Origin of the sequence: Tenacibaculum sp. MAR_2009_124 (assembly GCF_900105455.1) — a bacterium.
GTDB lineage: Bacteria > Bacteroidota > Bacteroidia > Flavobacteriales > Flavobacteriaceae > Polaribacter.
In genome coordinates, this window is the sequence record NZ_FNSF01000005.1 from 882,821 (window position 1) to 902,516 (window position 19,696).

Consider the following 19,696-nt stretch of genomic DNA (forward strand, 5'->3'; position numbering starts at 1 on the left):
TTTTTCTCATATAGGAATATCATTTGAAAAACTTGAATCATGACAAAAAGCATTTACTTTTTTACCTCATTTACAGAGTCAGAAAAACTATTAGAAACACTTTCTAGTTTTAATCCAACGGTCTTGGAATCTGAAATTAGCATTCCTAATTTAAATGTTAAAATTAGTGATGGCGACGATTACTTTCTTGCACAACGTGAAGGCATGTTAAACTTTTATTCAGGACTTATAAATCCTGATTATATGGAGGTTCATTCCAAGTTTTTAATGCATTTAGCATCTTGTGTAAAAGGGTATAAAGTTGAGTTTAATTCTGAAGAGGAAATTACACCGCTTATTAATGTTTTGGTTGATGAAATGTATGGACTTATTTTTTCTCCATCAATGGCATTTTATACAAAAAATTGGCAATTGATTATCGATGCTAGTGGCGGTTGTGAATTAAGCGAATATGATGTTAAAATGTCTGCTCAAACCTTTGATGCAGGTGTTCAGTCGGATTCTGAAGGTGAAAGAAGGAAAAAAGCTACGATTGAGTTATTACAACAAAGAGGAATTCCTACTTTAGAAAGTCTACCAGTAATACCGTCATCAAGTCAAATCAAATATCGAACGGAAGAAGAAGTTGCTACTCGAATAATTACCTTGGCCGCAATAGCAGCAAAAGGTGAGTTAAAGAAGCCGGATGTATCCTTTCAAGTTTTAGAAAAATATGCCATTCATCCAGATAATGTATCTCCATGGGAGCTTCACTTTTTAAAGAACACTGAGCTAGAGGAACAAGATTATATAAATGCAATTTGGCGATATGAGTCTCTCAATGTTTTAATGTGGGCAGCTGGATATGCCAATGAACTACATTTTCCAACTCAAATGGTAGATGTAGCCTCACTCATTGAGCCAATCAGAGAGTTTCGTGATTTTGAAGAGTTTTTATTGAATTACAATTTAAGAGACATTAATGAAATATTAAATGAATTTGATTTTACCTATCGATTGCACTGGGCTTGTGTGAATGCACGAGTTAAAAACGAACCAGCGCCTTCTCATGTAAATTCGAGTGTGGTGTATGAAAGACATTATGCGTTAAATTGGTTAATTGATCGCTATGGAGAAGATTGGGATAATGTGTCGACAAGCACTTAAAAATTTAAGAACGTATGTTTAAAAAACTTTTTGGAAAGAATAAACCGGAAAAGATAGAGGTGAATCAAGATTGGGCTTCTTTTTTCTGTAGAATTGAAGATAAACCAGCTTCGATACGATTGAATTTAGCACATCATGAAGTAGCTCCCATTAACGGTTATCGTCAACAAATATGGTTTTCAGTGAAACTATTACATCCTGACGAAAATGGTTTTACGACAAGAGAAGAATTCGAAACTATTAATGCTATCGAAGACACTATTTTTGATAATATCAGTACGAAACATGATGCTATTTTAGCTGGCGCCATAAAAACAGATGGTCGTTTAGATTTGTATATGTATGCAACTGCCACTGATGGTATTGAGAAAATTGTTATAGACACAATGCTACAACAATTTAAGGAGTATCGATATGCGGTAGATTTTAAGGAGGATAAGGAATGGAACGATTATTATAATTTCCTATATCCGAATCCATATGAGTTTCAAACGATTCAAAATGGTAAAGTAATCATGCAATTAAGAGAACATGGTGATAACCCTGAAATGAAACGAAAAGTTGATCATTGGATATATTTTAAAAACGATGATGAAGCCAACGTTTTTATTGAAGCTGTGATTGATTTAGGTTATGAAATTCTAAGTAAAGAAAAGAATGAGGAACATGAATTTCAATACAACGTAAATATTGGGAGGGAAGATGTTATAATACCACATGAAGTAAATGATTATGTTTGGGAGTTAATGGAATTGGCGAATAAAAGTAATGGAATGTATGACGGTTGGGGATGCCCAATAGCAAATTAATTATCTATGCTTTATAAAAAGATAGTTTTAGGATTACTCATAACAATTTTTTTTTGGGAATGCACCCAAAAAAAACGAGAAATAAAACCAAATGTTTTTGCAGGGGATTTGGTTATAAAAAATGGTGAAGATTACAAAAAAGCGGTAAAGCAACATTATACGGAAGTAACAGGAAATCTAATCATAGACTCTGTTGATATTATTGACAATTTAAAAGGGTTAGAGACAATAAGAAAAATAGGCAAAACTTTTAAAGTTTCCGAAAATGAAAACCTTACATCTTTTGAAGGAATAAATAACTTGGAAAGTGTTGGTAAAGATGTAATTATTTTTAGTAACCCTAAATTAAAAGACCTTTCAGGTTTAGATGTATTATCAACTATTAATAGGAGTTTATTGGTTTGGCATAATAGTGAGTTAATTGATTTAACTGGACTTAAACAACTATCAACTGTTAATTTTAGAATATTTATAGCCGAAAATTATACTTTAAAAAGTTTAAAAGGACTGGAAAAAATAGAAAATAAAGTCAAGAAAATATCTCTGATAAGCAATGATTCATTAGTAAACTTACAAGGATTAAATGGTTTAATACATTTAGAAGGAAGCATCCTTGAAATAGCTAGTAATAAATCATTGATAAACTTAGAAGGAATAGAAAAATTACAAACTATTGGAAGTCTTGAAATTTCAAGGAATAATGCACTTAAAAACTTAAAAGGCTTGGATAATTTACAGTCCATAAATGGTGATTTAATCCTAAAGGAAAATCAGCGCTTAGAAAATCTAGGCGGACTTAACAGGCTAATGAATGTAAATGGTGAAATTAGTATTAATTATAGTTTATTAAATAGTATTGATAACTTGAATAATTTAGAATATGTTGGTGGTGATATTTATATAGCTAGTACTTACTTAACCAGTTTAAAAGGCTTGGAAAACTTGAGCCTTGTTGGTGGAAACCTATATATTAGATATAATGAATTACTTTCTGATTTTTGTGCGCTAAAAAAGCTATTAACAGATAGAGATATGATTAATGTATTATTCTTTGCGAGTAATGCTAAAGAATTGTCTGTAAAAGAGGTTATAGAAGGAAATTGTAGCCCTAATTAATTATTTCAACTTAGTAAACAAATCCCATAAAACAACACCGCAGCTTACTGATATGTTTAATGAGTGTTTGGTTCCAAGCTGAGGTATTTCAATACAAACATCAGAATTAGAAACAACTTCTTGCTGAACTCCCTTTACCTCATTACCAAAAACAACTGCAATTTTTTTCGAGTTATCAGGAGTAAAAGTATCTAAGATAGTGCTATTCTCGGCTTGTTCAATACTAGCAACCACAACACCATCATTTTTAAGTTGGTTTACTAACTCTACAGAACTTTCAACATATTCCCAAGTAACCGATTCTGTTGCGCCTAAAGCGGTTTTATGAATTTCTTTATTTGGAGGAGTTGCAGTAATACCACACAAATAAATCTTTTCAATTAAAAAAGCATCAGCCGTTCTAAATACAGAACCAATATTGTTTAAGCTTCTAATATTATCTAAAACTACAATTATAGGAGTTTTAGAAGCTTCTTTAAAAGCGGAAACACTAATTCTTCCTAACTCACTGTTTTTTAGTTTTCTCATAAATACTTTGAATTTAAAATAATAGCTATTCGGTTGACTATAAAACTGGCTCTTAAAAACCAACAACTAATCACTTTTTTCTATCTTCGCAAAACTAACAGAAAAAATCCATAAACTTGGCAAAAGCAAAGGCAAAAAAGGTAACCCCACTAATGCAACAATATAACGGGATAAAGGGAAAATATCCAGATGCAATGTTATTATTTAGGGTGGGTGATTTTTATGAAACCTTTGGTGATGATGCTATCAAGGCATCAGAAGTATTAGGTATTATTTTAACCAAAAGAGGAGCGGGAAGTGAAAGTGAAACAGCGCTAGCTGGTTTTCCTCACCATTCCTTAAATACGTATTTGCCAAAGTTAGTAAAGTCCGGACTTCGTGTGGCTATTTGTGATCAGTTGGAAGATCCTAAAATGACCAAGAAAATTGTAAAACGTGGTGTTACTGAGTTAGTGACTCCAGGTGTTGCATTAAACGACGACATTTTACAATCAAAATCAAATAATTTCTTAGCTGCGGTTCATTTTGGAAAGAAACTAATTGGAGTTTCTTTTTTAGACGTTTCTACAGGAGAGTATTTAATTGCTCAAGGAAATGAGGAGTATGTTGATAAACTCTTACAGAATTTTTCACCAAGTGAAGTATTGGTTCAAAAACAATTTAAACAAAAGTTTTTAGAGCTTTTTACGAATCGATTTCATACGTTTTATTTGGAAGATTGGGTGTTTCAAAAAGATTATGGATTTGAAACACTAATTAATCATTTTAAAGTAAAAAACTTAAAAGGATTTGGTGTTGATGAATTAGAACATGGAATTGTAGCGGGTGGCGCAGTGATGTATTATCTTTCTGAAACACAACACAACAAACTAGAGCATATTCAATCTATTGGCAGAATAGCTGAAGATAATTATGTTTGGATGGATCGTTTTACGATTAAAAATTTAGAGCTATACGGAGGTAATTCAGTCAATTCGGTTTCGTTATTAAATATTATTGATAAAACCATTTCTCCAATGGGAGGAAGGTTATTAAAGCGATGGTTGGCACTTCCTTTAAAAGATTTAGATGCTATTAAACAGCGTCATGAATTAGTAAAGTTTTTAATTGATAACGATGCTTTCTTAGAAACAGTAACCTACCAGTTAAAGCAAATTTCAGATATTGAACGTTTGATTTCAAAGGTAGCAACAGGAAAAGTTTCACCAAGAGAAACTGTATTGTTGAAAAACTCGTTAAAAGCAATTATTCCTATAAAAAAAGCAGCTGAAAAAAGTAAAAATGCTTCGGTAAAATTAATAGGTGGTCAATTAGACGATTGTAAAGAGTTAATCGAAAAAATAAGTATAACAGTTTTCGATGATGCTCCTGTAAATATTAATAAAGGAAACGCTATTGCTAATGGAGTTTCGGAGGAATTAGATGAGCTTCGAAGCATTGCGAACTCTGGAAAAGAATATCTCGATGGAATGTTGGCGAGAGAAACAGAAATAACAGGTATTCCTAGTTTAAAAATTGCCTTTAATAATGTTTTCGGATACTATATTGAAGTTAGAAATACACATAGAGATAAGGTTCCTGAAGAATGGATTCGTAAACAAACCTTGGTAAATGCTGAACGCTATATTACTGAGGAATTAAAAGAATACGAAGGAAAAATTTTAGGTGCTGAAGAGAAGATTCAGCAATTAGAAACAGAAATATTTAGTGAATTAATCAAATATATTATTGGATTCGTGCAACCAGTGCAGCACAACGCGCAATTAATAGCTCAAATTGATTGTTTATTGTCCTTCGCTACTTTGGCTGTTGAGAATAATTATGTACGTCCGATCATTGATAAAAGTACGGATATTGAAATAAAAAACGGACGTCATCCTGTTATTGAAAAGCAATTACCTATTAGTGAAGAGTATATTGCTAATGATGTAGTGTTGAATAGAAACCAACAACAGGTTATTATGATTACAGGACCTAACATGTCGGGTAAATCTGCTATTTTACGTCAAACAGCATTAATTGTGTTACTAGCTCAAATGGGAAGTTATGTACCAGCGCAAAACGCACGTATAGGATTAGTAGATAAAATTTTTACAAGAGTAGGTGCCAGCGATAATATTTCGATGGGAGAATCTACGTTTATGGTGGAAATGAATGAGACTGCTTCTATTTTGAACAATATATCGGAAAGAAGTTTGGTGTTACTTGATGAAATTGGAAGAGGAACTTCTACCTATGACGGGATTTCTATTGCTTGGGCTATTGCAGAATATTTACATGAACACCCTACAAAAGCAAAAACATTATTCGCTACGCATTATCATGAGTTAAATGAAATGACCACTACTTTTGAGCGCATTAAAAACTTTAATGTTTCTGTAAAAGAGTTAAAGGATAGTATTATTTTCTTAAGAAAGTTGGTGTCAGGAGGAAGTAATCATAGTTTCGGAATTCATGTAGCTAAACTTGCAGGAATGCCTTCTATGGTGATTCGAAGAGCTAACAAAATACTAAAACAGTTAGAAGAAAACCACGCACATAAAGAGGTAAAAGACACTTTAAAAGATGTGAATAATGAAGAAATGCAATTAAGCTTTTTTCAGTTAGATGATCCATTATTAGAAGATTTAAGAGAAGAAATACTTACTACGAATATTGATACCCTTACGCCAATAGAAGCCTTAATGAAGCTTAATGAAATTAAGCGTATGTTGGTGAAGAAGTAAGCTCTAGTATTTCTTTTACGTCTACAAGCCGTCATCAGAAATCAAATCTAAGATTACACCGCAAGAAACGAAAAATATGAAAAGCTGTTTGAGTGAAACGAGTTCTTTTCATATTAGTTTCGAGGATGATAATTTTAGAGAGAAGATTTATGCAGACTAGATTTTTTTGATTCTTTTTTCACCGCGCTGTCGCACGAATCCTTTCGTGTGATTTAGGTAAGTAAGAATTAAAAATAAAAGAATAAAATGAGTAGAAACTATAAATTTGCTAGTTGAATCTACTTATAACAATTCCTTATACTCAAAAGTATTAAAACAATATTTATTGTCCTATTTTTGATCTCTATTATGACCCACGATATTAGCTTTAAACGAATTAATAAATTGGCCATTCCAGCTTTAATTGCTGGTGTTGCTGAACCCTTATTGTCTACAACTGATTTAGCTATTGTAGGGAACATTCAAAGCAACGCTACTGAGAGTATTGCCGCTATCGGAATTGTAGGGGCTTTTTTATCTATGTTGATATGGGTGTTTGGTCAAACCAGAAGCGCTATTTCTTCCATAGTATCGCAATATTTAGGAGCCAATAAGTTAAATGAAATTAAAGAATTACCTGCGCAAGCGCTAGTTCTTGTGGTTACTACGAGTTTGGTCATTTTAGCACTCAGCTATCCGTTTGCTCAACAAATATTTGAATTTTACAATGCTAAAGGAATCATTTTAGATTTTTCTGTTGAATATTATAAAATACGTGCTTTTGGCTTTCCTTTTACTCTATTTGTGATTGCTGTTTTCGGAATTTTCAGAGGATTACAAAACACCTACTATCCAATGTTAATAGCCATCGTTGGAACCATAATTAATATTATTTTAGATATTCTATTGGTGTATGGGGTTGAAAACTATATACCTGCTATGAATATTCGAGGGGCAGCATATGCAAGTGTTATTGCTCAGTTTATAATGGCCATGTTGTCTATGTACTTATTACTCTCTAAAACATCTATTCGATTACGATTTTCGTTACCTTTTAATAAAGAAATATCGAGGTTTATCAGTATAATTACTAATTTATTTGTGCGTACAATAGCCTTAAACCTGGCGTTGTATTTCGGAACTTCCTACGCAACAGAATATGGAAAAGAATATATTGCAGCTTATACAATTGGATTTAACCTTTGGTTAATGGGTGCCTTTATGATTGATGGATATTCAAGTGCTGGAAATATTCTGTCGGGAAAATTATTAGGAGCAAAGGCATATAAAACCTTACTACAACTAGGAAGGAAACTCATTATTTACGGGTTGTTATTTGGAAGTACTTTGGCACTAATTGGATTTATATTTTATTCTTTTATAGGGAAAACTTTTACTAAGGAAGCCTTAGTTTTAGAGCAGTTCTATAATAGTTTCTGGATTATTTTACTCATGCAACCTATTTGTTCTGTAGCCTTTATTTATGATGGTATGTTTAAAGGTATGGGAGAGGCCAAGTATTTGAGAAACATATTACTTTTAGCAACTACTTTTGTATTTATTCCTGTGTTAATGATTTTTGATCAATTCGATTATAAATTGCATGCCATTTGGATTGCCTTTTATTGTTGGATTATAGCACGTAGCATTCCTTTGATTTTTATTTTTAGAAATAAGTTTTTACCGCTGGCGAAACAAGAAAAAACTGAATAGAAGCCATCATTGAAGTCATTTCGACTGCAAGGAGAAATCTATCACAGTTTTTGAATTTTATTTAAAGTTTTCAGATTTCTCAGTCATTATCATTCCTTCGAAATGACGCATACTATGACTAATATATATACCGGCAAAACCATCATCATGGTCATTTCGACCGTAGGGAGAAATCTATCACAATTTTAGAATATTATTCAATGTTTTCAGATTTTTCATTCATAATCATTCCTTCGAAAGGACGTTATTGTTTATAGAGTTTTTCTACTTTAAAAATTCTTATTTTTGAATAAATCTTACAAAAATGACAACAACTCGACCTAACGGAAGTTTATATACCAAAATAGAAAATAAAATAGCTATTATTGAATTTGGTCATCCAGCCAGTAATTCTTTTCCAAGTGAATTGTTAGAGCGTTTGGCAAATGAATTTGATTCATTGTCTACCAATAAAGAGGTGGCTATTATTGTGTTAAAATCTGAAGGAAATAGAGCGTTTTGTGCTGGAGCTTCATTCGATGAATTGGTTTCAATAACTAATTTAGAAGACGGTAAAAAGTTCTTTTCAGGTTTTGCCAATGTGATCAATGCAATGCGTAAATGTTCGAAGTTAATTATAGGACGAGTACAGGGTAAAACTGTTGGTGGAGGAGTAGGATTAGCTGCTGCTTGTGATTATGTTTTAGCAACAGAGCACGCCTCAATTAAACTTTCTGAATTTACGATAGGAATTGGTCCTTTTGTTATTGCTCCTGCCGTAAAACGTAAGATTGGCGTTAGTGGTTTATCTGAATTAACCTTAGATGCTACTAACTGGAAAAACGCTTATTGGGCAAAGGAAAAAGGACTATATGCAAGAGTGTTTGAAAATATAGGAGAACTAGATAAGGAAGTTGATCTATTTTCTGAAAAGTTAGCGTCTTATAATCCCGAAGCCTTAGATGAAATGAAAAAAGCACTTTGGATAGGTACTGAAAACTGGAATAGCTTATTAATTGATAGAGCCGAAACTTCAGGGAAATTAGTGTTGTCCGATTTTACAAAAAAGGCATTAGAAAAATTTAAGAAATAAAAAATTACTCTTATGGATGTTGAATCCATGAGAGTAATTAACAAAAATAAAGGCGAAACATTTAATTTTTATCGCTAGTGTTAAAATACTTTGGCTTCCAAACAAGGTTTCCAAAAATCATTTTGAGTTTGTGTTTTAAGGTTCTGCACTTTTTTACATCCTTGTAAATATTAGCATATTCAATAAAGTTTATAGTGATCGGATTGTTTGTTTTAATGTTTTTAGTTAACCCGTAAATTACCTTTTCTTCTTCCCTTCGAAAAGTTCCAAATAACTTATCCCAGAGAATCAATATTCCTCCATAGTTTTTATCTAAATATTTGTTATTCGAACCATGATGTACTCTGTGCGTTGAAGGCGTATTAAAAATTTCATCAAGCCATCCTAATTTGCCAATACGCTCTGTATGAATCCAGGTTTGATATTGAGCAACTAATACTAAACCTACAATAGCTTGAAAAGGGCTAAAGCCAATAATAATCATTGGAATTAAGAAAATCCATTCAAACAAACCTTCTACGATACTTAAGCGCATTGCGATAGTTAAGTTATAATCTTCGGAAGAATGATGTACACTATGACTAGCCCACAAAATTCGATGTTCATGTTCAATTCTATGCATCCAATAATAGGTGAAATCCGCAATGAAAATAGCAAGTACCCATGTCCAAAAATTCAATGGAATTTCGAACAGTGAAAAATATTGTAAAGGAACTAGAGCGATGATTCCAATACTTCCAACAATTGTTTTATCTAACAATTGATTCATGAAGAATATGATGATATTCGCTCCGGAATCTTTCCACCTTCTTTTTTTAGTTGAAAAAAAATCTAGTAAAAATTCAATACTAATTAGTAGTAGGTTAAAGATAAAAAAGAAGGCAACATATTTTACGATGGGCGCTTGCTCAAACAAAAAAGTAAGTTGTTTAAAATTCATTGTTTTTTAGTAGGTATAAAGTAAGAAAACCACAAAAACCACAGTAGGTTTAAGAAAACCAAAAAAGAGCCGTTAGCTGTGAAAAAACTGACTATTTCAGTGAGTTTATAAAGACCAACAAAACCTAAAAATCCTGAATACCAGTGTTTATCTAATTTGTAGTTTTTCATCCGTTAATTTCATGTTTAATTAAGATGAGGTAAAAGTAGAACATGTATAAAGCGACGGTTTGTTTATTTAGGACAAAGCGAGAAAAAGAGGTAAAAATTGTTTTTTTTATTCAGAAAATAAGAGTTAAGTAACTAAATTATAAACAAAGAAAGCATATTCAAGTTAAAGTCTTTTTGATTATCTGTGTACCCCCTATAATTACTTACAGTTTGAAAATAAAATGTCCTTACCTTTTCCCAATGCCAATAAAATTTACGATTTTGAGATTCTCCTTCTTGGATACATTATTTGTTGCTCTTTGAACTGACTAATTTCTTCTCTAAGCGCTTGATTAATATTTTGAATCAAATCATTTTGAACTTTCAAAATGATCAATAAATCGTGCATTGTATTTAATTTTTCTAATTGTTTGTAAACAATCTCTTCTAAATCAATTTTGGTATATCTTTTGTTTATATTAATATATTACAATACAAATACATGTTGTTTTATCATATTTTACAAAATATTTTTATATTGTAATTTCGTGTAATAATATAAAGCACTTTAAATACAGTACTAATTTGTATTACCTCACTGTATAAAAAAGCTTTACAATGACTTATAAATGGTCGAAATGAATCGAATAAAGGAAGTATTAAAAGAACAAGGAAGGACTCAAACCTGGCTCTCTGAAAAGGTTGAAAAAAGTTATGTAATAGTAACAAACTATTGCAATAATAATGCACAACCAAGTATTGAAGTTCTCCGAAAGATTGCAAATATATTGGATGTTGATGTTAGAATATTATTGCACTCTACAAAAGATAATTGATAAATATGGAGAACCAAAAGACATACATTGATTTGTTCTCTGGTTGCGGAGGACTTTCACTTGGATTACATAATGCAGGTTGGAAAGGAATTTTTGCTATTGAAAAGAGTGAAGATGCTTTTAAAACATTAGAGCATAATTTAATTAAAAAGAAAAAGCATTTTGAATGGCCTAATTGGTTAGGAAAACCAAAACATCACGATATTAATGAAATAATAGAGCATCATTCTAAAAATTTAAAATCTTTAAGAGGCAAAATTGATTTAGTTGCAGGAGGACCTCCTTGTCAAGGTTTTTCAATGGCAGGCAGAAGGATTGAAAATGATTCAAGAAATGATTTAATCAATTCATACGTGAAATTTATTGACTTAGTAAAACCTAAATTAATTTTTTTTGAAAATGTAAAAGGATTTACTCAAGGTTTTAAAAAAAACAACACAAAAGGTGAAGCCTATTCTATTTATGTCAGAAAAGAACTTGAAAAAGTTGGATACTCTGTAAAAGGTCAATTAATAAACTTTGCAGACTATGGAGTTCCTCAAAAAAGAACAAGATTTATTTTAGTTGGTATTCAAAATAGCTTTGTTGAAAATACTCCAAACCTTAATGAAGAGACTTTTTTTAAAGAAATTAAAAATAACAAAGAAGCTTTTTTAGTAAATAAAAAACTTACAATTAATCCTACCTTAGAAAATGCAATTTCAGATTTACTACAATCTAATGGAGTAATTGAGTCTGAAACTCCAAATTTCAAAGCTGGAATTTATGGAGAAATAAAATCAGATTATCAAAAATATCTTAGGAAATACAAAAGGCAAGAAAGCAAAGTTGATAGCCATAGATTTGCAAAACATACAGATGTTGTAAAAAACAGGTTTCAAATAGCTTTGAATGAAAACTTGACAAGTGCAACATATAAAGAACGATTTAACCTAAAAAAGAGTAGCACAAAAATTCTAGACGCAAATAAGCCTACTCCTACAATAACAACTTTACCTGATGATTATATACATTATTGCGAACCTAGAATTATGACTGTTCGCGAATATGCTCGTATTCAGTCATTTCCAGATACTTACCAATTTAAAGGTAAATATACAACTGGTGGTAAAAGAAGAACACAAGAAGTTCCAAGATATTCACAAATTGGAAATGCTATTCCTCCTCTATTTGGAGAGCAAGCAGGTTTGGTTTTAAAACAACTAATTCAATAATGGGAAATGAATTAGAATTTAAAATAAGTACTGGTTTAAAAGATATCATTGGTAAGGATTTAATTACTGATGAATTTATTGCCGTTTTTGAATTAGTTAAAAATTCTTACGATGCATTTGCTAAAAATGTAATCATTACAATTGAGGATGATAAATTAATTATTTCGGATGATGGAAAAGGAATGTCCTTAGATGATTTAAAAAACAAATGGTTATTTGTCGCTTATTCAGCAAAAAAAGATAATTCTGAAGACAATAATGATTCTGGCAAAAATGAATCGTATCGTGATATAATTCAAGAAAGAAAACATTATGCTGGTGCAAAAGGTATTGGTAGGTTCTCCAGTGATAGATTAGGAAAAGTACTTACCATAAAAACAAAAAAAATTGATTCTTCAAAATTAGAAGAATTAGAAATTGATTGGTCTAAATTTGAAACCAATCAAAAAAATACATTTGAAACTGTAAAAGTTAATCACAATACACTTGATAAAACTGTAAAATTTCCTAAAAATTCTAATTCTGGAACTATCTTAGAAATTTCTAACTTATACAATGTATGGGATAGAACGAGAATATTAGCTTTAAAACACTCTCTTGAAAAACTAATAAACCCTTTTTCTGAAAAAAATGACTTCAATATTGAAATTATTTGTAAAAAGGAATTAAGCGAAGACAAAAATGGGGTTTACACAACTGGGAGTAAAGAAATTAAGGGAAAAAAATACTTCAACAGAGATAAAGTAAATGGTTCTATAAAAAATGCTATCCTTGATATTTTAGAATTAAAGACTTCTCAGATTACATTCAAAATTTCAAAAGGAAAAATAGAAACTAAAATAATCGATAGAGGAGAGTTAATTTATCACACAAAAGAACCTGCAAAAGAGTTTAAAATCATTAAAAACTTACAAATTGATTTATATTTTTTAAATCGTTCTGCTAAACTCAACTTCTCGTTAAAAATGGGAATTCAACCATTACATTTTGGTTCTATATTTCTATTCAAAAATGGTTTTAGAGTACAACCTTTTGGAGAAAAAGGAGACGATAGTTGGGGTATAGATTTTAGAGCTCAACAAGGTTATAATAGATTTTTAGGAACTAGAAACTTATTTGGAAGAGTTTCAATTTCTACAAACGACACAGAACAATTCAAAGAAGTTTCTAGTAGAGATGGAGGTTTAATAGAAACTCCTGGTTATTATGAATTAATGAATGCTTTTAAATTAGCTCACAGAAGACTGGAAAGATATGTTGTTGGAGTACTTTGGGGTGAAGGATTTAAAAGACAAAAATATTTTGGAAACAATACTGATAAAGCAGAACAATATAAGCTACAATTATCAACAGATAAAGACTCTGAAAACATAGATGTTGCAAAATCTAATTTAGGTAGTAAAATAGATTTTATTCAAATCATTAAAAGCTTAAGCAATAATAAAGATGTTGAAATTATTGATTTCAATAAGGACTTTATTGATTTAGTAAATGAAAAAATTGATGAATCCCAAATTAAATTCATTTCTGATTTAAAAGACATTGCTAATAAAACTGATGATTCTAAACTTCAAAATAAAGTTTACGATATTGAGCAAGCTTTCGAAAAGCTAAAACAAGAAAAAGAAAAAGCCGAAAGAAGAGTTACAGAAGAAGAAAAGAGAAGAAAACAAGCTGAAAAAAAAGCTAATGAGCAAGAGAAAGCAAGGAAAGATGCTGAAAGAAAAGCTTTAAAAGAAGAAGAAAAAAGAAGAAAAGCAGAACTTAAAGCAGAAACAAAAGAAAAAGAAAGAGCTCAAGCGGAATTAGCTAAAGTAAAAGCTCAGTTGAAAGCTAAGGAAGAAGAGGAAAAAAGGAAAAAAGAGGAAGTAGCAAGAAAAGAAGCTGAAAAGAGAGAACAAAAAAGGAAGGAACAAATTAGCTTAATAAAATCAGCTGAAACAATAGAATATAAAGATTTACGTGACTCCAATCATATAATCGGTGTATACTCTGAAACTATTTCATCAAAAATTTTAAGTCTTAAAAGAAAGCTTGACAAAAATAAGATCCCAACGAAAACACAGCTAATTGACTTCATAAGTGCAATTAACTTAGCAAATGAAAAAATAGGAACAATTACAAGATTTACTACTAAAGCGAATTATTTAAAAGCTTCATTACAAACAAAGGAAAATATTGTTTCATTTATAAAAAACTATGTAGAGAAAACTTATACAGTCTTACATAAAATTAATGTGGAATTTATTGATTCTGATATTGAATTCATTAAAGAATTTAAACCAATAGAACTAACAGTTGTAATTGATAATATCCTTAATAATTCAAGAAAGAAAAATGCGAAAAAAGCTATTTTCTCTTTTTCAATATCAAATAATAATTTGACTGTTTCTATTAAAGATATTGGAGAGCCTTTAAATAAAGATTTAAATAGCAGTATTATTTTTGAAGAAGGTATAACAACAACAAGAGGTTCTGGTCTTGGCTTAAGTCACGTTAAAAGAATAGTTGAAGAAGAACTAAACGGTAAAATAATTCATAATCCAGAATATACGAATGGATTTGAACTAAAAATCACATTGAATAAATGAGAATAAGTTATAATATATTATGGGTTGAGGATGACAAGCAATATTATGAAGCAAATCTTGAACTAATCGATGATTTTCTAGATGATAATGGTTTTGAAGTAAAATCTAAATTATGTAGAAATTTTGGGGAAGTAGAAGCAGAATATCAGAATAATCATCTAAAAGAATATGATATAATGTTCATTGATTTCAATTTAGATGATAAAGTTTATGGAAGCGAAATTATTGAGTTTATAAGAAGTCAAGACGACAATTCTATATTAACCGATGTAATATTTTATTCTTCAGATATTGAATCTGTTAGAGACAAATTAAAAGAAAATGGGTTTGAAGGAGTATATACAAGTCCAAGAACTGAATTTATTGGAAAAGCTGAAAAAGTTATTTTAAGTACTATAAAAAAGGTACAAGAAGTAAACCCTATAAGAGGTTTAATAATGGCTGAGACAAGTGACTTAGACAATTTAATGCTTGAAATTATAAATAAGATGCTATTAACTGAACATAAAGAAACTTATGAGGATTATATTAAATCGGAAGTTGAAAGCACTATAAAAAAAAACACAAAATTAGCCAATGATGAGAACAATAACATTAATGACAAAATAAGTGATTCTAGAATTTTTACTACTTTTCATAAGGCCAAATGTATTAACAAACTTTACAAACAAACAAAAGCCTCTGAAAACCCGATTGGCAAAGAAAAATTTTTTTCTCGATATGATGAGAGTGTAATTTCTGTTAGAAATAATTTTGCACACGTAAAAGAGGAAATTAGAGATGGAGAAAAAGTTTTGATTAGTTATTCTACTGGTAAAGAAATCGTATTTAACGAATCTGAATGTATAAAAATAAGGAAATCATTAATTGAATTCAGAAAAGAATTAGAAGAAATCAATAGTAAATTATAGCCAACATACAAGTTTAAGCACATTTAAAGTTTCTTCGTGGCTCACAAATTTAAAAGAGTTTTACTCTAAATTTAGCAAGCAGTGTCGTTCGTAGATAACATTGCAAAAACTAATAAATATTGAGTAATAATTTTCAAGTTCATTTAGAACGGTGGTTAGTATCTTTTTTGGAGGTTTTTTTTGATTAACAAGTAATACCGGCTGATATTCGAGATTAGACAAAATAGACTTATCAATATAACCAGTATTAAGGCTCTGCGTAAAATCGTGTATTAGATTATTCATTTGCCACTAATTTATCTACGATAGGAATATCTGCAGCTGCCCAATCAAGTGGACGAAGCTCGTTTATATGTAACCATTTTTGATCAATATGCTCATTAAGTGTTAGTTTTTTTGAGTCGACATGACATAGAAAACTGTGCATTGTTAGTTCGAAATCTGGGTATTTATGCACAACAGTGAGAAAAAAAGATTTTATTTTTACAGAGATACTCAGTTCTTCTTTTAGTTCACGATTTAAAGCTTCTTTTCTGGTTTCACCTTGTTCTATTTTTCCTCCAGGAAATTCAAATTTTTCTGAAATATAAAGGAGTTTATTTTTTGGTCTTTGGACGCATAGAACTTGGTCTTCATAAAAGATAATACCTGCAACTACTTCGACTTTTTTCATTTAATTTAGTTTCTTTTACTTATTTGGGAGATTGTATTAATTGATTGGGTTGTATCCAACGTAAATGCTAAAATATAGAAAGTTTTTTTATTGTAGAGGTAGATTACATACTCAATGAATATGTACTTCAATTAATGGACCCAGTACTATACATTATTTGAATTTAACCGAACTTTAAGATGTTGTTTAAAAGATCTATTTATTCTTAAAATAATCCCAAGCTAGTTTACCTATTTCAGCTATAATTTTCTGATTTGTTGTATCAGGCTCTGTTGAATTACTGACTAAAACACTTAAATAAAAATGAGAACCATTCGGTAAAAACACAATTCCAATATCATTAACCGCGCCTGTTAAACCTTCTTTATTTTTTCCAGAATGTCCCGTTTTATGAGCTACAATTGTGTCTTTTGGTAAAAAACCTCGAATACTTTTTTTACCCGTTTGAGTACCTTTTAAAACATCCAGTAAAAAATTGTAGCTTTTCTTACTTAGAAGATTGTTAGCATTTTTATAGAACAGTTTTAAAGTTTTATTTGCGGCTTTTGCAGTAGTCCAATTTTCAAATTGACGATCCCATTGTGCTTGCATATTAATTTCGTTGTGAACAATAGCAATATCTTTAATGCCTATTTTATGTAAATAGTTTTCTACTGCTTTTAGCCCTCCAACAAGCTCGAAAAGTAAATCACAACCTATATTATCACTCCAGGCAACGGTATATTTAATTATTTCGGCTAGTGTTACTTTGGCACCATTGGGATATTTTTTTCGCAAAGGGCTCCATAAATGATTGTACTTCGCAATAGTTTTTTTGTCAATAGAAATTGATTCGTTTAAATCAAATTTTCCTAAATCAACTTGATGAAGTACTGCTAAAGCTAAATGGTATTTAAAGACACTTTGCATAGGTAAATGATCATCACCATTAATAGAAACAATATCCTTTGGATGTACTCCTTCAATTGCAACTCCAACATGCGCCTTTTTGTTTTTGAGAACTTTATGTATTTGTTGTTTCAAAAGATCAATTGATTGTGCATTGATAGAGTTGAATGTCAATAAGTATAACCATAGAATAAGAGTTGATTTTCTCATTTTAGTAGTGGTAGTATGAATCATACAGTAATTTAGGTGATTATTAATACTGCTAAAATTAAGCAAAAAACGCGAGGTTCAGAGGTTAATGATTTATATGAAATAAAAAAGTAAATCTAAGGTTGTAGTTATTTTAATGGAATAGAAAGGGTTAAACCACAGGAATGTATATTTCAGTTATTAAATCCTTTTCAGGGGTAGTATCATCATCATTGATATAAAACTCTAATATAGGGCTGTCTTCAAATTCTAATTGTACATCAAATATCCAACGTGCATATATTTGATTGTACGATTCAAAACAAGCTTCATGACTTCCTTTGTGAATAAACTTCGCATATTTTTGAGAAGAAATTTCCTTTACCCCAAACAATCCTTTTGGTTTAAAATCACAATTTTCAGGCAAGATAATTCCTGCGTTGTATCTGCAATAAATAGATTCTGTGATCTCATCATCATCTAAAATTTCACCTAAAAAAATGGTGTTTTCATGTAATAATTTGTTGTCATAAGCATACTTTATTAACTGTTTCCAAGTTTTTTTTATGCCTTTAGTATTTTCATAAGACCCTTGATATTGGAGAAATAAGGTTGTAAATGCAGGAAGTGTTTTAATTTCAAAAAGTAATGGATCTATTTCTTTTTGTTCTTTAGCTTTTATAAGATCGTTGGTGATTTTTTGTTGTAGATCAAACGATTTTCTAAATCGTGAAGGTGTGCATCGAAAATGCTTTTTAAAAGCTTTGCTAAAAGCAGCAACATCTCCATAGCCAATATCAAGGGCGATGTCAGAAATTTCGGTATCAGAAAATTTTATGTACTCAGCTGCTTTTTCGAGTTTCCTTCTTTTGATATATTGTCCAATAGTTTCATGTTGCAGTGCTAAAAAAATTCTATTAATGTTTCGATAGGAATAAAAAGAAATGGCTTCAATATCTTCCGATTCAATACTCGATTTAAATTTCTCTTCAAGAAACTTCAGTAACCTTTGATACCTTTCTAATTGAGTTGAGTTTTTCACAATAACAAATTTAACTCACAAAGTGTGATTTCGAAACAAAATTAAGGAGCTTATATATTAAAAGTTTGTTCATTTAAGACAGAAAAAACGAAAAATAAATTGTCCTAAATGAACAAATGCAACGCTTAAAACGATCATAGTTTTGCACTTGAAAAATATATAAACTATAAAATTATGTTTCGAGCTACACTACTAATGTTACTATTAATTACTTGTAGATATGCATATTCACAAGAAAATGCTAAAGACCAGTTGTTTGGAAAATGGGAGCTAAATGAATATGAAGTACAAGGAGAGTTTCATCAACCAACAAGTGAAGACAATGGAGATTATTTACTTCTAGAAAAAAATATGTCATTTGAATCGAAATCTGAAGGAAAGATTGATTTTGGAACATGGAAGTTTTTGAAAAATAAAAATACAATTATACTTACTGATGAAAATAAGGATTCACTCAAAGTAGTCGTTGTTAAAAAGGAAAATAACTCGTTGATACTTTGGTATGATGTAAAAGATTTAAAAGAAATATTATTTCACTACAAAAAATAAAAATGCGCTATTTATTATTAATATTATTGATGGGAGTTCTTCCTTTGAATGCTCAAACAGAGAACATTCCTCCGAAACCGAGTGAAAGAAAAATTCATGTCGTTGCTGTACAAAGGATTTTTAGCAAGAATTACGAAGGTTATAAATTCAAGTACTCCGAATTTGTTGATTCCTCAGATGATTTTATCATCCCAGCAGGATTTTCTTATAGTAACTATAGGCTAAAAGAAGGAACGCTCAAAAAAAGAGGTTTTAAATCGTCAGATAGGTTTGTACTGGGAGCTGGTTTGGATGGATATATAAAAATCCATGAAGGAATATATGCAGGTGTTGGACTTAATATTCCTTTTGGATATGAAAAAACAAGAAATCTTCAAGATAAAACCAGAGGTAAGTTTTTAATTGGTTTTGAGGCTAACCAAGGAGTACGTTTTATACCATGGAAAGAACTTGGATTTGTTTTTGGAATTAACTTTAATCAACATTTTATAAATTCCGATGTTATATCAAAAGAATTTGGATATGAATTAGAACTTGGAATAAACTTTTAAAACATCGAAAAAGCTTTATAAAGCGTTAAAAGCCCAGCAAATTGAAATCAAATTTGTACTTTCGAACCTGAAAA

At 30.4% G+C, this 19,696-nt stretch carries 18 protein-coding genes; 12 read left to right on the forward strand and 6 right to left on the reverse strand.

Translation table 11 applies throughout. The annotated features are described in order from the left end of the window. Positions 1-39: 39 nt before the first annotated feature. From BLW23_RS14540 to BLW23_RS14550, 3 genes are read left to right on the forward strand one after another with little or no spacing between them, the layout of a single operon-like run. Positions 40-1,146, forward strand: coding sequence for a DUF4272 domain-containing protein (locus BLW23_RS14540; protein WP_093671084.1), 1,107 nt, complete (start codon positions 40-42; stop codon positions 1,144-1,146). 14 nt (positions 1,147-1,160) lie between these two features. Further along, the gene (locus tag BLW23_RS14545) at positions 1,161-1,955 is read left to right on the forward strand and encodes a DUF695 domain-containing protein (protein ID WP_093671086.1); all 795 of its coding nucleotides are present in this window, start codon (positions 1,161-1,163) and stop codon (positions 1,953-1,955) included. 6 nt (positions 1,956-1,961) lie between these two features. Next, complete coding sequence (locus BLW23_RS14550) at positions 1,962-3,071, forward strand: hypothetical protein (RefSeq protein ID WP_093671088.1); 1,110 nt, start codon at positions 1,962-1,964, stop codon at positions 3,069-3,071. Here BLW23_RS14550 and BLW23_RS14555 read toward each other — a convergent pair whose 3' ends face one another. Further along, the gene (locus BLW23_RS14555) at positions 3,072-3,599 is read right to left on the reverse strand and encodes an RNA methyltransferase (protein ID WP_093671090.1); all 528 of its coding nucleotides are present in this window, start codon (positions 3,597-3,599) and stop codon (positions 3,072-3,074) included. It abuts the gene before it with no gap. A 116-nt stretch (positions 3,600-3,715) separates the two neighbouring features. Here BLW23_RS14555 and mutS point away from each other — a divergent pair, with 116 nt between their 5' ends. The 3 genes from mutS to BLW23_RS14570 all read left to right on the forward strand — a co-directional run bounded on the left by mutS (position 3,716) and on the right by BLW23_RS14570 (position 9,089). Next, a complete protein-coding gene (mutS, locus tag BLW23_RS14560; RefSeq protein ID WP_093671092.1) occupies positions 3,716-6,325 on the forward strand; it encodes a DNA mismatch repair protein MutS in 2,610 nt (869 codons plus the stop codon). Positions 6,326-6,673: 348 nt separating this feature from the next. Next, complete coding sequence (locus tag BLW23_RS14565) at positions 6,674-8,017, forward strand: MATE family efflux transporter (protein WP_093671094.1); 1,344 nt, start codon at positions 6,674-6,676, stop codon at positions 8,015-8,017. Between the two features lie 304 nt (positions 8,018-8,321). Then, positions 8,322-9,089, forward strand: a complete 768-nt coding sequence (locus BLW23_RS14570; protein WP_093671096.1) for an enoyl-CoA hydratase/isomerase family protein — start codon at positions 8,322-8,324, stop codon at positions 9,087-9,089. Positions 9,090-9,150: 61 nt separating this feature from the next. Here the strand turns inward: BLW23_RS14570 and BLW23_RS14575 are convergent, their stop codons facing one another. Together BLW23_RS14575 and BLW23_RS14585 are read right to left on the reverse strand one after the other, a co-directional pair. Further along, positions 9,151-10,029 carry a sterol desaturase family protein gene (locus tag BLW23_RS14575; protein ID WP_093671098.1) on the reverse strand — a complete coding sequence of 293 codons (879 nt, stop codon included), beginning with the start codon at positions 10,027-10,029 and terminating at the stop codon, positions 9,151-9,153. A 423-nt stretch (positions 10,030-10,452) separates the two neighbouring features. Beyond that, positions 10,453-10,587: a hypothetical protein gene (locus BLW23_RS14585; RefSeq protein ID WP_255362805.1), complete on the reverse strand. Its 135-nt coding sequence runs from the start codon at positions 10,585-10,587 to the stop codon at positions 10,453-10,455. A 229-nt stretch (positions 10,588-10,816) separates the two neighbouring features. Between BLW23_RS14585 and BLW23_RS14590 the strand changes: the two genes are divergently transcribed. Genes BLW23_RS14590 through BLW23_RS14605 form a run of 4 tightly spaced genes read left to right on the forward strand, consistent with a single transcriptional unit; the run spans position 10,817 to position 15,730 of the window. Further along, entirely contained in the window at positions 10,817-11,014 is a 198-nt protein-coding gene (locus BLW23_RS14590; RefSeq protein ID WP_093671830.1) for a helix-turn-helix domain-containing protein, read from the forward strand. Between the two features lie 5 nt (positions 11,015-11,019). Beyond that, positions 11,020-12,228 carry a DNA cytosine methyltransferase gene (locus tag BLW23_RS14595; RefSeq protein WP_093671104.1) on the forward strand — a complete coding sequence of 403 codons (1,209 nt, stop codon included), beginning with the start codon at positions 11,020-11,022 and terminating at the stop codon, positions 12,226-12,228. Continuing rightward, a complete protein-coding gene (locus BLW23_RS14600; protein WP_093671106.1) occupies positions 12,228-14,819 on the forward strand; it encodes an ATP-binding protein in 2,592 nt (863 codons plus the stop codon). The genes BLW23_RS14595 and BLW23_RS14600 overlap by 1 nt, the downstream gene beginning before the upstream one ends. Further along, positions 14,816-15,730 (forward strand): response regulator, encoded by a 915-nt coding sequence (locus BLW23_RS14605; RefSeq protein ID WP_093671108.1) that lies wholly within the window; start codon positions 14,816-14,818, stop codon positions 15,728-15,730. Before BLW23_RS14600 ends, BLW23_RS14605 begins: the two co-directional genes overlap by 4 nt. Before the next feature lie 277 nt (positions 15,731-16,007). On the opposite strand, the gene BLW23_RS14610 is transcribed toward BLW23_RS14605, so the two are convergent. The 3 genes from BLW23_RS14610 to BLW23_RS14620 form a co-directional block, all read right to left on the reverse strand. Then, on the reverse strand, positions 16,008-16,403 hold the full coding sequence (locus tag BLW23_RS14610) for a (deoxy)nucleoside triphosphate pyrophosphohydrolase (protein WP_093671110.1): 396 nt from the start codon (positions 16,401-16,403) through the stop codon (positions 16,008-16,010). Between the two features lie 195 nt (positions 16,404-16,598). Further along, complete coding sequence (bla, locus tag BLW23_RS14615) at positions 16,599-17,501, reverse strand: class A beta-lactamase, subclass A2 (protein WP_093671832.1); 903 nt, start codon at positions 17,499-17,501, stop codon at positions 16,599-16,601. Between the two features lie 151 nt (positions 17,502-17,652). After that, the gene (locus BLW23_RS14620; RefSeq protein ID WP_093671112.1) at positions 17,653-18,522 is read right to left on the reverse strand and encodes an AraC family transcriptional regulator; all 870 of its coding nucleotides are present in this window, start codon (positions 18,520-18,522) and stop codon (positions 17,653-17,655) included. Positions 18,523-18,696: 174 nt separating this feature from the next. Here BLW23_RS14620 and BLW23_RS14625 point away from each other — a divergent pair, with 174 nt between their 5' ends. Both BLW23_RS14625 and BLW23_RS14630 read left to right on the forward strand, forming a co-directional pair. Then, a complete protein-coding gene (locus tag BLW23_RS14625; protein ID WP_093671114.1) occupies positions 18,697-19,071 on the forward strand; it encodes a hypothetical protein in 375 nt (124 codons plus the stop codon). Between the two features lie 2 nt (positions 19,072-19,073). Then, entirely contained in the window at positions 19,074-19,622 is a 549-nt protein-coding gene (locus BLW23_RS14630) for a hypothetical protein (RefSeq protein WP_143032188.1), read from the forward strand. The last annotated feature ends 74 nt before the right edge of the window (positions 19,623-19,696 follow it).

Excerpts from the sequence above, each read along its gene's own strand:
- BLW23_RS14540 (WP_093671084.1), top strand. The coding sequence starts at position 40 with ATGACAAAAAGCATTTACTTTTTTACCTCATTTACAGAGTCAGAAAAA.
- BLW23_RS14545 (WP_093671086.1), top strand. The coding sequence starts at position 1,161 with ATGTTTAAAAAACTTTTTGGAAAGAATAAACCGGAAAAGATAGAGGTG.
- BLW23_RS14550 (WP_093671088.1), top strand. The coding sequence starts at position 1,962 with ATGCTTTATAAAAAGATAGTTTTAGGATTACTCATAACAATTTTTTTT.
- BLW23_RS14555 (WP_093671090.1), bottom strand. The coding sequence starts at position 3,599 with ATGAGAAAACTAAAAAACAGTGAGTTAGGAAGAATTAGTGTTTCCGCT.
- BLW23_RS14565 (WP_093671094.1), top strand. The coding sequence starts at position 6,674 with ATGACCCACGATATTAGCTTTAAACGAATTAATAAATTGGCCATTCCA.
- BLW23_RS14570 (WP_093671096.1), top strand. The coding sequence starts at position 8,322 with ATGACAACAACTCGACCTAACGGAAGTTTATATACCAAAATAGAAAAT.
- BLW23_RS14575 (WP_093671098.1), bottom strand. The coding sequence starts at position 10,029 with ATGAATTTTAAACAACTTACTTTTTTGTTTGAGCAAGCGCCCATCGTA.
- BLW23_RS14585 (WP_255362805.1), bottom strand. The coding sequence starts at position 10,587 with ATGCACGATTTATTGATCATTTTGAAAGTTCAAAATGATTTGATTCAA.
- BLW23_RS14590 (WP_093671830.1), top strand. The coding sequence starts at position 10,817 with ATGAATCGAATAAAGGAAGTATTAAAAGAACAAGGAAGGACTCAAACC.
- BLW23_RS14595 (WP_093671104.1), top strand. The coding sequence starts at position 11,020 with ATGGAGAACCAAAAGACATACATTGATTTGTTCTCTGGTTGCGGAGGA.
- BLW23_RS14600 (WP_093671106.1), top strand. The coding sequence starts at position 12,228 with ATGGGAAATGAATTAGAATTTAAAATAAGTACTGGTTTAAAAGATATC.
- BLW23_RS14605 (WP_093671108.1), top strand. The coding sequence starts at position 14,816 with ATGAGAATAAGTTATAATATATTATGGGTTGAGGATGACAAGCAATAT.
- BLW23_RS14610 (WP_093671110.1), bottom strand. The coding sequence starts at position 16,403 with ATGAAAAAAGTCGAAGTAGTTGCAGGTATTATCTTTTATGAAGACCAA.
- bla (WP_093671832.1), bottom strand. The coding sequence starts at position 17,501 with ATGAGAAAATCAACTCTTATTCTATGGTTATACTTATTGACATTCAAC.
- BLW23_RS14625 (WP_093671114.1), top strand. The coding sequence starts at position 18,697 with ATGTTTCGAGCTACACTACTAATGTTACTATTAATTACTTGTAGATAT.
- BLW23_RS14630 (WP_143032188.1), top strand. The coding sequence starts at position 19,074 with ATGCGCTATTTATTATTAATATTATTGATGGGAGTTCTTCCTTTGAAT.